Origin of the sequence: Bacteroides pyogenes, from assembly GCF_014196225.1 — a bacterium.
Lineage (GTDB): Bacteria > Bacteroidota > Bacteroidia > Bacteroidales > Bacteroidaceae > Bacteroides > Bacteroides pyogenes_A.
The window spans coordinates 141,064-155,256 of the sequence record NZ_JACIDI010000004.1 but is presented as its reverse complement, the minus strand read 5'-3'; the positions used below and the strand labels follow the sequence as shown (position 1 = coordinate 155,256).

Sequence of the window (14,193 nt, the reverse complement as noted above, 5' to 3'; positions counted from 1 at the left end):
CATCCCTCCCCGGCTGCCGGTTCCCCTCCCGACAGCCTTCCCTCCCCATCCGCCGCTCCGGTGCCAACCCCCTTCGGCACCGGGCGACGATGTTTCTTTGTGCGTCCCTTGCAGGGAAGCCCCCGCGGAGAAGAGACTCCCCTACGGAGGAGAAGTTCCCGATCAAGGAGAGGATCCCCGCGAAACCTCTACCTTGCGAAACCTCCTCCTCGTGGAACTTCCCTCCTCAGCGAAATTCTCCCCTCCCTGCGGAATCCCCCCGCCACGAGCGAGGGGAACATCGACAAATTCCAGCGGGCGAGACGGGCATGCGCCGCTTTTGCTTATTCATCGGAGAACAGGCGCACGGAATAGCCATATTCAGAATTTTCAGTATTACCTGTACTTATGCCAATAGTGAATATCCTCATGGCATAGGCATATGTTGCGGCACCGGAATACGGCGTCGTTGCCGACCAATATAGCCCTCTTTCGCCCCTTAATACAAGCTTACCTGCGGATGTCGACGGGATGGCAGGATCGATTCGACCGGAGAACATGGCAAATTCACGAGTAATGGTCTCGGAAGCATGAGCGTTCCACCAAGATTCGCGGGCAATCACCGTCTTTAAATCGGGCAAAGGGACTATGTTGCCCACGTAAACGCACTGAACCTTCAAACGAGCCGTATTACCACTACCCAGCCGCTGGTAACGATAAGCGCAAGCCATAGAGTTATCAGGGGCAGGAGGGAAATCAGGATAGGGTATAAACGACCCCTGCTTGAAACGCAAAGCATAACCGATGCCATTTCCGGTGGAAAAATAATCATCTCTGACAGACAATTTAATGCCACAAAACTCCAACTGCACTTCTCTATTAGGTAGAAACTGAGCTTCACCAAAATAAATACTAGTGCCATGAAAGGTCGCTACAGCATGCCACTCATGAATGGAAGGCAAATGGTATCCTTTACCTTGGCCGGAAGTGAAGAAAGCATCTTCAAAGAGTTTCTTTGTATTAGGATTGTAAGTAGCTTGATGAAAACCTTTACAAACATACCAATTGTAATAACCGCTCTGATCGGCATCGTGATTCGTCGCCCAACGGAGGTTGCCATCAGTCTGGGCGGCAGTGACGGGAGGAACAGGACCGCCCGGGGGGTAAATCCCCGAAAAGGAAGCGCCATACTGGAAACCGCCGGCCAAGTTATACTCCGCCACGTATTCGAGCGGCAACTTCCAAATCTGCTCCACATTCACTTTCGTGTACAGCCGTCCGGCGCGCACTTCCAAATAACCTTTATTTCTTCCGGCCCCATTGGTAATCGCCTGCAGGGTGGTATTCGCGTTCGCCGAGCCGCTTACCGTGCTCGGACTTAACCAACCTCCCGCAGGCACTTCTGTACCATTATTGTTGAACGGCCACACACGAAATCCGCCCGCAACGTTGGTCAGCACCTCTACCTTGTTGTCCGTGCTCGCAGTGGTGTGAGCTCCTTTGAGCGCCATCGCCGTGCGCGATACGGCAAGGAAGCCTTGATTGTTGAACGTTACGTCGGTGTATGCCTCGTCTATCACGTGCGTTTGGACGGTAATATTCGGGTTGGTCAGTATCTCGGAAGTGTTGACGGCTTCCTCCCGCGAGCCATAGCCCGGCCCCTTCACCTCCTTGATGGTGAATACGTAGCGGTGATTACGCAGAATGGGCATGGGCGTGCCCTTGGTGTAGGGAGCCGTGCCGCCACCCTTCACACCGTCCCAAGTGAAGTCGATGGAATACCACGTTTTCCTTCCTTTGTATTTGGACCAAAGCACGATACGAGGGCGGGTGATATTATCGTAGACGAGGGCGGGAGCTCCTGAGATGGGCTGCTCGTACAGGTAGTAAGTGTGATGCGGGCTGCTCCAATCGATAAACACAAGACTGGTCGCATTTTGGCTGCCGGGAGCCGAACTCAACCCCGAGGCGGGCAACGTAGGCGAAAGGTAGCCGCTGCCGCCGCCACCAGCTCCGGCGTCGACACCGTAAACCGCAGGGTCTACATACACAGTGCCGTTCCACGCCACGTTGACGAAATCTATTCTGTCGATCACGAAGTCCGGCGAGGTCTCCTGATTCACGAAGTCCACCCGCGCCATCGAGCGGATAAGCCCCATCGTGCCGGGGAATACTTTCGATACGCCCGCCTCGATACTGATGCCGCCCGCAGGGGCGTACTCACCGTACATGGGGATGGTCTTGTCCGGACCGAACCCGAGGTTGCCGTAACGCCCGAAGGTCTGCACATTCCGCAGGTCGGTGTAGGAAGAGCCGGGAGTACCGGAAGTGCCGGCGGTGATGCCGGCGGCGGTCAGTTCCGTATGGGCGTTCGCCACCAATGCCAGGCGAGAGTATTCTCCCGCAGGGATGCTCGTCGTGAGCCTCGCCTCGCCCGGAGTACCCGTGCCGTGAAGCGAAGTAGCCGGAACCGTGAGCATGGCGGCAACACGCTCCGTGCCGGATACGTTGCGGAACAGCAGCACGTCGATTTCGCTTATCTGCTCCTCATGCACGCCCGCCCGCGTTTCGGAGGCGGAGCGGAAGCCCGGAATCATCAGCGTGAGAGTCGCCTCAGCAGGCGGGGCAGGCGGCGTAGGGAGAGAACCCTTGCCCGAGTCGTCGCTGCAAGACAGGGCCAGCAGCACGATACAGATTGCAATGAAATACTGTTTCATGATTCTTGTGTATTTAGGGGGTTAAAAAATAAGTTACGCAAGCAATGGGGCAAACGCAAACGTCCCCGGCAGGGATGCAGGGATCCCCGCCGAGGACGGTAATATGAGGCGACGTACCCGCGACAGCTTCGCGCGCGTACGTCAAAAAGTCTACATGTGTGTGTGTTATACAAATATCCGAAACCGCCAAATGCCGACGGTTAAAAGAAGTGAAAGGTTTACAATTCGGATACAGAGTTATATACATTATATATAGGTATAACATGTTACAAACAACACGCCTCCCTCAGCACACGAGGCAAAAACCGGAGGCGGGGAAGCACATACGAGAACAAAGGTAAGAATATTTCACTATATGCAGCAAAGCATTACACTTTTTTAACGGCACAGGCGACTGCAGCAGGTCAGAATGCACCCAACATGCGACTCACCCGTTCGATTCCGGCTACAAGCGCATCTACTTCTTCTTTGGTATTATACAGTCCGAACGAAGCCCTGACTGTTCCTTCTATGCCCAACCGCTGCATCAATGGCTGTGCACAGTGATGCCCCGTGCGGACGGCAATCCCGAGGCGGTCGAGCAATGTCCCCAAGTCGAAGTGATGAATATCCCCCACCAGAAAAGAAATCACCGCGCCGCGATCGGCTGCTTCGCCGAAAATACGCATGCCGGGAATCTCTTTCAGTCGGCGCAAGGCATACCGGGTGAGTTCGTGCTCATAAGCCGCCACCTGTTCCATGCCGATGGCGGAGACGTAATCGAGTGCTTTGGCAAGACCTGTCGTACCGATATAGTCGGGCGTACCTGCTTCGAACTTGAAAGGCAGCTCGTTGAACGTGGTTTTCTCGAAAGAGACATGCTGAATCATCTCTCCTCCTCCCTGATAGGGCGGCAGGCGGTCGAGCCACTCTTCTTTGCCGTAAAGCACTCCGACACCCGTCGGCGCATAAACCTTATGACCGGAGAATACCAGAAAATCGGCATCCAGCTCCTGCACATCCACCGCCGTGTGAGGGATGGACTGCGCGGCATCTACGAGGAAAGGCACTCCGTGCGCATGGGCGGTGGCAATCATCTCTTTGATGGGGTTCACCGTTCCCAGCACATTCGATACATGAACAACGCTGACAAGCTTTGTCCGCTCGGTAAAAAGCTTGTCATACTCGTCGAGTAGCAGCTCGCCCCGATCGTTCATCGGAATCACCTTGAGGGCAATCCCCCTACGGGCAGCGAGCAATTGCCAGGGAACGATGTTGCTGTGATGCTCCATCACCGAAACAATCACTTCATCGCCCTCGCGCATACACTCATCGCCAAAGCTCGAAGCGAGCAGGTTGATGCTCTCGGTCGTTCCGCGCGTGAAAATCACCTCGTTGGTACTGCGCGCATTGATGAACTTCCGCACCGTCTCGCGCGAGGCTTCGTGAAGCTCGGTGGCCTGCTGCGAGAGGTAGTGCACTCCACGATGCACGTTCGCATTGACGGAGTAGTATTCGTCCACTATCGAATCCACCACCACACGCGGTTTCTGTGTCGTAGCGCCGTTATCCAGATAGACCAGCGGCTTGCCGTATATTTCCCGGCTCAGTATCGGAAAGTCTTCACGTATTTTTTGTATATCGTACATCTTGATTATGCTTTGGAAAGGAACCTTAAAATTTGAATTAGACAGATATTACTTACAGATAGCGCATCCCTGACATTTGTTCAATTCGCCGCGGAAACGTTTCTCCACCAGCAGGTGCAGGCGTTCTTTGAGAGGATCCAGACGAATCTTGTCGATCACCTCATTGACAAATGCGAACATCAGCAACAGACGCGCTTCTTTCTCGGCAATGCCACGGGCACGCATGTAGAACAGGGCATTCTCGTCGAGTTGCCCTACGGTGGCTCCGTGCGAACACTTCACATCGTCGGCGTAAATCTCCAGCTGGGGCTGCGTGTACATACGGGCTTCGCGCGTGACGCAAAGATTGCGGTTCGTCTGTTGCGAAGCGGTATGCTGTGCTCCGGGACGTACCAGCACCAACCCGGTAAAAGCTCCGACCGACTGTTCGTCGAGCACATATTTGAAAAGCTCATTACTGGTGCAGTTGGGCACTGCATGGTCGATCACCGTATGGTTATCCACATGCTGGTTCTTGTCCGTAATCGCCATGCCGCAAAGGTTGATTTCGGCTCCTTCGCCCGCTAATACCACTTCGGTCGTATTGCGGGTGGTTCCGTTATGCAACGTCATACCATTCAGCAACACACTGCTGTTTGCTTCTTGTCTCACATACAGGTTGCTAATACGCACCGTGCTTGTATGCGTTTCCTCAAGTTCATACATGTCGAATACCGTATTCTCACCGGCAAACACTTCAATCACTTGAGTAGCCAGAAAATTTACATTGTCCATGGCATGGTCGCAGATCAGGAGACGTGCCTGCGCCCCTTCCTCAAGGACAACCAGCACCCGGCGGTTGACCATAAAATCGACATCGCCGCGAAGAATGTTCACCAACTGGATGGGCTTCTCCACCACCACGTTCTTGGGAACGTAAAAGAAGACTCCGTCTTGTGCAAAGGCGGTGTTGAAAGCGGTTATTCCGTCTTTCGCAGTATCAGCCAGCTGCCCGTAGTATTTCTTCACCAGTTCGGGATACTGCTGCGCCGCTTCTCTCAGGCTGCCGAAAATCACTCCCTCAGGCAAATGATGCTTGGGCAACGATTTACCGTAAAACGCGTCGTTCACCACGAAATACAAAGCCGTACTCATATTGGGCACATCGCACTTAAACACTTCGTAGGGGTTTACCGGGATATCCAACCGGTTGAGATTCAAGCCGAAGTCGGGCTCAAAGCATTTGCTTACATCCGTATATTTATATTTCTCCACTTTACGAGCAGGGAATCCGATCCGTTCGAAATCGGCGAAAGCGGCAGCCCTCGGCGCATTCAGCACATCGGCGCTATGCTTGCATATCATGGCTTCGGTATGTGTGAAGAGATCGATATATTGTTGTTCTGCGTTCATCATCATTCTCCTAACTCTTTCTTAATCCAGTCGTACCCCTTTTCTTCAAGTTCCAAAGCCAGCTCCGGACCGGCGGTCTTCACGATGCGCCCTTTATAAAGCACATGAACGATATCGGGCTTGATATAGTCGAGCAAGCGTTGGTAGTGAGTTATCACAATGGTGCTTGTTTCGGGAGTCTTCAGTTTGTTCACGCCTTCGGCTACAATACGGAGCGCGTCGATATCCAAACCGGAATCGGTCTCGTCGAGAATGCTCAGGCGCGGCTCGAGCATCGCCATCTGGAATATCTCGTTCCGTTTCTTTTCCCCGCCCGAAAAGCCCTCGTTCACCGAACGGTTGGCCAGTTTGTTGTCCAACTCCACCACGGCGCGCTTCTCACGCATCAGTTTCAGGAACTCGCTGGCGGAGAGTGCCGGCAGACCTTTATACTTTCGCTGTTCGTTCACGGCGGTACGCATAAAGTTCACCATGCTCACCCCCGGTATCTCCACCGGATACTGAAAGCTAAGAAAGATACCTTCGTGGCTACGGTCTTCGGGCGACAGTTCCAGTAAATCCTTACCGTAAAAGCTTACCGTTCCCTTCGTCACTTCGAAAGTGGGGTTGCCTACCAGCACCGAAGAAAGCGTACTTTTTCCCGATCCGTTCGGTCCCATGATGGCATGCACTTCGCCCGGTTTCACCGTAAGGGTAATTCCCTTTAATATTTCTTTGCCGTTAATGCCGGCATGCAAATCTTTTATTTCTAACATAGTCTATTTATCTAATTTTATCTGTTTCTTATTCAAAACTATCTGCCGAAAATCCAGTCGAAAATCGTATCTCCATCCCCTTGTGTCAAAGTAAAAGGAAAATCTATCTTCAGTCCGAAGTTCAAACCGTTCCGAAATCCCTTGGCACGTATATAGTCGGTACGAACAGGGGCGAAAGACCGGTCTTCCACAGTATGGTTTGCACCTAATCCCATACGGAACTGATATTCGACAGTAAGCATGAGACACGATAGCAAAGGTATCTCCAACCCTATGCCCGGCATCAGAGAAAGACGAGGCGACTTCAGATCATAATGCTCCTGACGTTTCAGCTCGCTCCTCTCGGTAATCATATTATAATGGAAATGTTCGATCACTCCGCTTTCTGTCCGGGAGCCGAAATTCCATGCTGCGGAAAGTCCACCGTATGCCTGCACCCAGAAGTGCTCGGGAAACATATAGTAGCGTCCGCCAAGCTCCAGTTGTGTAAGATTCTTCTGCACAGAGGAAGTCAGATCAATCTCCTCACTCAGATAACCCGCCTTGAGCGAAAACCGGCTTTCGGGCAGATAGTACTCGACCCCCAACGCTGCGGTAAATCCGGTTGACGACTTGTGATGCGACGGATGCTGTGAAAGCACAGATATTGCCGGGCCAATCGTTCCCTGAAAACTCCATCTGCGTTCACTCTCCGTATAGCGTTGCGCGCGAACCGATCCGAAAGAAAGCAGCAACACCAACAACCAACCTATCCGTTGTCCGTTCATTTCTCTTCTTCGATTTTGTTTATCCTACACTACCCTCCAGCGAGATGCTGAGCAATTTTTGCGCTTCTACCGCAAACTCCATAGGCAGTTTGTTCAACACTTCTTTCGCATATCCATTTACAATCAGGCCGATGGCATCTTCGGTCGAAATGCCGCGCTGATTGCAGTAAAACACCTGATCTTCGCTAATCTTGCTGGTAGTGGCCTCGTGCTCTATCACAGCCGTTTCATTATGGATGTCCATATACGGGAAAGTATGCGCTCCACACTTATCGCCCAGCAGCAACGAGTCGCACTGACTGTAGTTACGGGCATTGTCGGCTTTCTCCGACACACGCACCAAGCCCCGGTAAGAGTTCTCGCTGTGTCCGGCGGAAATACCTTTGCTCACAATTGTGCTGCGGGTATTCTTCCCCAAGTGAATCATTTTGGTACCCGTATCCGCCTGCTGATAGTTGTTCGTCACCGCCACCGAGTAAAATTCCGCTGTCGAATTGTCTCCGGTCAGAATGCAGGAAGGATACTTCCAAGTAATGGCGGATCCCGTTTCTACCTGTGTCCAAGAGAGTTTACTGTCCACACCTTTGCAGTTGCCGCGCTTCGTGACGAAGTTGTATACGCCGCCTTTGCCTTCGGCATCCCCCGGATACCAGTTCTGAACCGTACTGTATTTCACTTCCGCACGGTCGTGCACCACAATCTCCACAATGGCGGCATGCAACTGGTTCTCATCGCGCATGGGAGCCGTGCATCCCTCCAGATAAGAAACATAAGAATCGTCGTCCGCCACAATGAGCGTGCGTTCGAACTGCCCGGTGTTACGGGCATTGATGCGGAAGTAAGTGGAAAGTTCCATCGGACAGCGAACACCCTTAGGAACATAGACGAAGGATCCGTCGGAGAACACTGCAGAATTCAATGCAGCAAAGAAATTGTCGCGATAGCCGACTACCGAGCCCATGTATTTTCTGACAAGGTCGGGATGTTCGCGTACCGCTTCGCTGAATGAGCAGAAGATGATTCCCTTCTCCATCAACGTCTCTTTGAAAGTGGTCTTTACAGATACGGAGTCCATAACTGCATCCACAGCCATCCCGCTCAACGCCATCTGCTCTTCCAGAGGAATACCTAACTTATTGAATGTCTTGATTAACTCAGGATCTACTTCATCCATGCTCTTCGGACCCTCTTTCTTCTTCGTGGGGTCGGCATAGTACGAAATAGCCTGATAGTCTATCTCAGGAATACGGAGATGCGCCCATGTGGGAATCTCCAGCGTCAGCCAATGCCGGTACGCTTTCAAACGAAACTCGAGCAACCACTCGGGTTCGTTCTTCTTCGACGAAATGAGCCTGATCACGTCTTCATTCAGCCCTCGCTCGATGATTTCGGTGTGCACATCGGTTGTAAAGCCGTACTTGTACTTCTCATTCGTAAGTTCTTTTACATATTTATTGGGTTCTTCTTGTTGCATCTTTATGTTCTAATATATATTGTTCTGTCATATTTTTGGCGGCAGGGAAAAATATTTTTCCGAATCTTTCCATTGGATAGTATAACGCAGACTCTTTCTTTTTTGTTGCACCGATTAACTTATTATCACCATCGATATACTCGATTACAAAGATCATAAGGCTGACCAGAAGCATGTATTTTATCGCTCCCAACCCGCTTCCCAGCCAACGGTTCAGCCATCCTAAGGAAACAGCCTCCAACGCTCTTGTCAGCAACGAAGCCACCAACGAGAAGAGCAGCGGTACAGCTATCCAAATAATGACAAAAGCCAAAACCTGAGCCACCGTCATAGAATCTGTCAGTGCAGGACATAAGCGTTCCGCCAAAGCCTGATACAGCGCCCTTGCAGCCAATAATCCTACTATCAGCCCGAGAATGGAAGCCAATTGCCGGATGAATCCTTTCATCAGTCCGGTCACTACTCCTATACCTATAAAGAAAAGGATGATTATGTCAATTGTAGTCATTACCGCTGTGTTATATCGATTGATAAAGAATTCAGAAGAGTAAGGGATAAAAAGAAAGTGGCAAGGTGGTGTTCTGCAAACAGTACCACATTACCACCCTTTATCCTTACAGATAAGTATGTTGCCACAACAGCATCAAGCCATACAGCAGCAACTTATCTCTTTTCTCGTTACAAAGTCTGCTTCACTTCAATTTCCTCGAAGGTCTCGATAACATCTCCTACCTTCATATCGTTGCAGTTTACCAGACTGATACCGCATTCGAAGTTCGTGCCGACTTCTTTCACATCGTCTTTAAAACGTTTCAACGCATTGATGTTCCCTGTGAAGATAACGATACCGTCGCGAATCAAACGAGCCTTGTCGCTGCGCTTTACCTTTCCGGTCTTCACCATCGCTCCGGCTACAATACCCACCTTGGTGATATTGAATACCTCGCGAACCTCTATCGTAGCAGTCACCTGTTCTTTCAACTCAGGCGCCAACATACCTTCCATAGCCGACTTCACTTCCTCGATGGCATCGTAGATTACCGAGTACTTACGGATGTCTACTCCATCCTGCTCTGCCATCTTGGCGGCTGCGGTGGAAGGACGCACTTGGAATCCTACGATAATCGCATCGGAAGCGGCAGCCAGAGAAACATCCGATTCGGAAATCTGACCCACTCCCTTGTGAATCACATTCACCTGAATCTGCTCTGTAGACAATTTGATCAACGAGTCGCTCAACGCCTCAACCGATCCATCCACGTCACCCTTCACGATGATGTTCAATTCCTGGAAGTTACCCAAAGCGATACGACGGCCAAGCTCATCGAGAGTCAGAATCTTCTGTGTACGCAATCCTTGCTCACGAGCCAGCTGCTCACGCTTATTCGTAATTTCACGAGCTTCCTGGTCGGTCTCTACTACATGGAACGTATCACCGGCTGCCGGCGCTCCGTTCAATCCGAGAATCAGTGCCGGAGCAGACGGTCCCGCTTCTTTCACACGTTGGTTGCGTTCGTTGAACATAGCCTTCACACGTCCGTAGCTTGTTCCCGCCAGAACGATATCGCCTACTTTCAGCGTACCGTTCGACACCAGAACTGTCGCTACATATCCGCGTCCCTTATCCAACGAAGACTCGATGATAGAACCCGTGGCGTTACGGTCAGGGTTCGCTTTCAACTCAAGCATTTCAGCTTCCAGCAATACCTTTTCCATCAGTTCCGCCACACCCAGGCCTTGTTTGGCTGAAATGTCCTGCGACTGATATTTACCTCCCCATTCCTCCACAAGGAAGTTCATGTTCGCAAGCTCTTCTTTAATCTTGTCGGGATTGGCGGTCGGCTTATCCACCTTATTGATAGCAAACACAATAGGCACACCGGCAGCCATTGCATGATTGATCGCTTCTTTGGTTTGCGGCATCACGCTGTCGTCTGCAGCCACAATGATAATAGCGATATCCGTCACCTTGGCTCCACGGGCACGCATGGCAGTAAACGCTTCGTGCCCCGGAGTATCGAGGAAGGTTATACGGCGCCCGTCTTCCAACTTCACATTGTAAGCTCCGATGTGCTGCGTGATACCTCCCGCTTCACCCGCAATTACATTTGCCTTGCGAATGTAGTCGAGCAATGAAGTTTTACCATGGTCGACGTGTCCCATCACTGTAACGATAGGCGCACGCGGTTGCAAATCTTCCGGGGCGTCTTCTTCTTCAACAATGGCCTGCGCCACTTCCGCACTGATATATTCCGTCTTGAAACCGAACTCTTCGGCCACGATATTGATTGTTTCGGCATCCAGACGCTGATTGATAGAAACCATGATTCCGATACTCATGCAAGTAGCGATAACCTGATTGACAGAGATATCCATCATAGTTGCCAGTTCGTTGGCCGTTACAAACTCCGTCAGCTTCAGCACCTTGCTTTCCGCCATTTCCTGATCTTCCAATTCCTGCATACGGCTGGAAGCCATTTCGCGTTTCTCCTTGCGATATTTGGAAGCCTTGTTCTTTCCTTTAGTCGTAAGGCGTGCCAATGTTTCTTTCACTTGTTTTGCTACATCCTCTTCACTGACCTCCTGCTTGATAATCGGTTTCTTAAAGCGGTCTTTGCCATGGCTCTTCTTGCCACTGCCTTGTCCGTTAGTCTTTCCTTGTCCCGAACCTCTCGAACCTCCGAAATGAGAAGTAGCCACGTTGTCCACATCCACTTTTTCTTTATTGATGCGATTCCGTTTCTTCTTACTTCCCCCAGCCTCAGCATCCTTTCCGCCTTTCGACAATTTCGTGTCTTCCCGGCGAATCTCCTTGATGATGGCTTCTTTCATCTGTTTTTTCTGATCCTGGCGGATTTTCTCTTTCTCTTCCCGTTCCTTACGCTTCTCTTCTTTCGATTTTTTCTTCGGCCGGGTGGACTGGTTCAACGCTGCCAAGTCTATTTGACCGATAACATTGATCTTTGCACCCAGTTCCGGCTGATGGATTTTGAAGATTCCGTCATTCTTTGAATCTGCTTCTCCAGAAACGGGTTCACCCGAATCGGCAGCCTTCCCGTCTTCTTTAGCCTGGTCTTTCTCTACCTCTACAGGCGAGGCTTCTACTTTTGGTTCCTCTTTACTCATTTCTTTCACCACATTCACTACTTCCGCCGGCTTGGTTTCCTCTTGCTCTTGCATTATCACCTCGTCTTTTACAACGAGCTCTGCAACTTCTTCTTTTTCTTCTTTCTTCACCTCAACCCTTGCTTCGTGTTGTCCAACTTCAGGCTGTTCTTTCTTTTCCGGCTCTTTTTCTATCTTCCGACCTCCTAAATTGTCTAAATCAATCTTTCCGACAGGTTTAAACTTCGGGCGAGCTTCTTCGGGAACAACTGTCTTAATCACATCATCCGCCTTCGGCTTCTCCGATTTTTTTTCAAATCCCTCAATAGATACCGACGCTTTATTGCGATCCTTATTCTGACGTTCCTGAATGAAACGCTCCGATTCAAGTCTAAGATTTTTATCTGTGCTAAACTCTTTGACGAGTATAGCGTATTGCTCCTCACTAATTTTGGTATTAGGATTAGCCTCTACGGAATACCCTTTCTTCTGCAGGAACTCAACTACCGTTGAAATTCCTACATTTAAATCTCTTGTAACTTTGTTTAACCTTATCGTCATATCTTAAATTTAATAATTAAATGGAGCCGGATTGTTTTTTATTTACGAAACAGTAAATGTTACTATTCCTCAAACTCCGATTTCAAAATACGAATAACCTCGTCTACCGTTTCTTCTTCCAGATCCGTTTTTTCAATCAACATCTCACGAGGCGCGTTCAACACCGCTTTCGCCGTATCTATTCCAATAGACTTAATGGAATCAATCACCCATCCGTCAATCTCATCCCTGAATTCATCGAGATAGATATCTTCATCCTGCACGCTCTCATCCAGCTCGCGGAACACGTCGATGGTGTATTCGGTCAGCATACTCGCCAGCTTAATATTCAATCCGCCCTTACCGATGGCAAGCGACACTTCTTCCGGCTTTAGAAACACTTCTGCCTTTCTCTCTTCTTCGTTCAAACGGATAGAAGATATTTTAGCCGGACTCAAAGCGCGTTGGATAAACAACGAAATATTCGACGTATAATTAATTACATCAATGTTTTCATTACGCAGCTCACGAACGATTCCGTGAATACGACTACCCTTTACACCGACACAAGCCCCTACCGGATCTATTCTGTCGTCGTAAGATTCGACCGCTATTTTGGCACGTTCACCGGGCATGCGGGCTATCTTCTTGATGGTAATCAACCCGTCGTTAATCTCGGGCACTTCCAATTCGAACAACCGTTGAAGAAAGACCGGAGAAGTACGAGACAAAATAATCTTCGGATTGTTGTTTTTATTATCCACTCGCGCTACTACGGCACGCGCCATTTCCCCCTTACGGTAAAAATCGCTCGGAATCTGTTCGGCTTTAGGCAGTAACAATTCATTGCCTTCATCATCCAGAAGCAGAATCTCTTTTTTCCATATCTGGTATACTTCCGCATTGATAATGGTTCCTACCTTATCTATATACTTATTATAAAGACTATCTTTTTCCAGCTCCAGAATTTTGGAAGCCAACGTCTGACGAAGATTAAGGATGGCGCGACGCCCGAACTTGGCAAAGATAACCTCGTCAGTTACCTCCTCGCCCACTTCGTACGAGGCGTCGATTTCGCGCGCTTCGGTAAGCGAGATTTGCATATTGGGGTTTGTCAGTTCCTCGTCCGCCACAACTTCACGGTTACGCCATATTTCAAAATCCCCCTTGTCCGGGTTTACGATTACGTCGTAATTTTCATCGGTGCCAAACATTTTCGCGATTACACTACGGAACGACTCTTCGAGCACGCTCACCATTGTAGTTCTATCGATATTCTTCAATTCTTTAAATTCCGAAAATGTGTCAATCAAGCTGATTGTCTCTTCTTTTTTGGCCATAACTATTTAAAACTAATTAAGTATTTAGTGTATTTTATTTGCTCGTAAGTGAAAGTTTCATCCTCCTCCACTATCTTTGGACGTTTCGCTCCTTCAGGTTTCACTTTCTTCTGAACCCCTAATGTGAATTTTTCTTCATCAGCTTCTTTCAGCACTCCGGCCAACTTGCGTCCGTCTTTTGTTAAGACTTCCACCTCTTGCCCGATATGGATATAATACTGCTGCAACACTTTAAAAGGCTGTCCGATTCCGGCCGAGCCCACTTCCAATTCATAATCTTCCTCTTCGCGGTTCAGCTTCGATTCGATGTAGCGGCTAAGCTCCACGCAGTCTTCAATCCAAACGCCTTCGGCATGGTCGATCTCAACCACAATTTTGTCATCAGGGCTTACGGTCACTTCCACCAGAAAGTAATCTTTTCCCTCCAGCCATTCTTCAACAATTTGAGATACAGTTTTCTTTTCTATCATTTATTTGCAATATAAGAACAAAAAAA

10 protein-coding genes are annotated in these 14,193 nt (G+C 49.7%); all 10 read right to left on the bottom strand.

Going from position 1 to position 14,193, the window contains the following annotated elements:
* Nucleotides 1–323 precede the first annotated feature (323 nt).
* Complete coding sequence (locus GGR07_RS13865) at nt 324–2,696, bottom strand: hypothetical protein (protein WP_256680553.1); 2,373 nt, start codon at nt 2,694–2,696, stop codon at nt 324–326.
* Between the two features lie 404 nt (nt 2,697–3,100).
* On the bottom strand, nt 3,101–4,324 hold the full coding sequence (locus GGR07_RS04010; RefSeq protein WP_034542759.1) for an aminotransferase class V-fold PLP-dependent enzyme: 1,224 nt from the start codon (nt 4,322–4,324) through the stop codon (nt 3,101–3,103).
* A gap of 48 nt (nt 4,325–4,372) precedes the next feature.
* Nucleotides 4,373–5,716, bottom strand: coding sequence for a Fe-S cluster assembly protein SufD (gene sufD / locus GGR07_RS04005; RefSeq protein ID WP_034542795.1), 1,344 nt, complete (start codon nt 5,714–5,716; stop codon nt 4,373–4,375).
* A gap of 2 nt (nt 5,717–5,718) precedes the next feature.
* On the bottom strand, nt 5,719–6,471 hold the full coding sequence (sufC, locus tag GGR07_RS04000) for a Fe-S cluster assembly ATPase SufC (RefSeq protein WP_021646320.1): 753 nt from the start codon (nt 6,469–6,471) through the stop codon (nt 5,719–5,721).
* Nucleotides 6,472–6,509: 38 nt separating this feature from the next.
* Complete coding sequence (locus GGR07_RS03995) at nt 6,510–7,238, bottom strand: hypothetical protein (protein ID WP_034542757.1); 729 nt, start codon at nt 7,236–7,238, stop codon at nt 6,510–6,512.
* A gap of 19 nt (nt 7,239–7,257) precedes the next feature.
* The gene (gene sufB, locus GGR07_RS03990) at nt 7,258–8,712 is read right to left on the bottom strand and encodes a Fe-S cluster assembly protein SufB (protein ID WP_034542756.1); all 1,455 of its coding nucleotides are present in this window, start codon (nt 8,710–8,712) and stop codon (nt 7,258–7,260) included.
* The gene (locus tag GGR07_RS03985) at nt 8,690–9,220 is read right to left on the bottom strand and encodes a CvpA family protein (RefSeq protein WP_034542755.1); all 531 of its coding nucleotides are present in this window, start codon (nt 9,218–9,220) and stop codon (nt 8,690–8,692) included. The genes sufB and GGR07_RS03985 overlap by 23 nt, the downstream gene beginning before the upstream one ends.
* Before the next feature lie 170 nt (nt 9,221–9,390).
* Nucleotides 9,391–12,378, bottom strand: coding sequence for a translation initiation factor IF-2 (gene infB / locus GGR07_RS03980; protein WP_034542754.1), 2,988 nt, complete (start codon nt 12,376–12,378; stop codon nt 9,391–9,393).
* Between the two features lie 62 nt (nt 12,379–12,440).
* Entirely contained in the window at nt 12,441–13,697 is a 1,257-nt protein-coding gene (gene nusA / locus GGR07_RS03975) for a transcription termination factor NusA (RefSeq protein ID WP_021646326.1), read from the bottom strand.
* Nucleotides 13,698–13,699: 2 nt separating this feature from the next.
* The gene (rimP, locus tag GGR07_RS03970; protein WP_021646327.1) at nt 13,700–14,167 is read right to left on the bottom strand and encodes a ribosome assembly cofactor RimP; all 468 of its coding nucleotides are present in this window, start codon (nt 14,165–14,167) and stop codon (nt 13,700–13,702) included.
* Between the last annotated feature and the right edge of the window lie 26 nt (nt 14,168–14,193).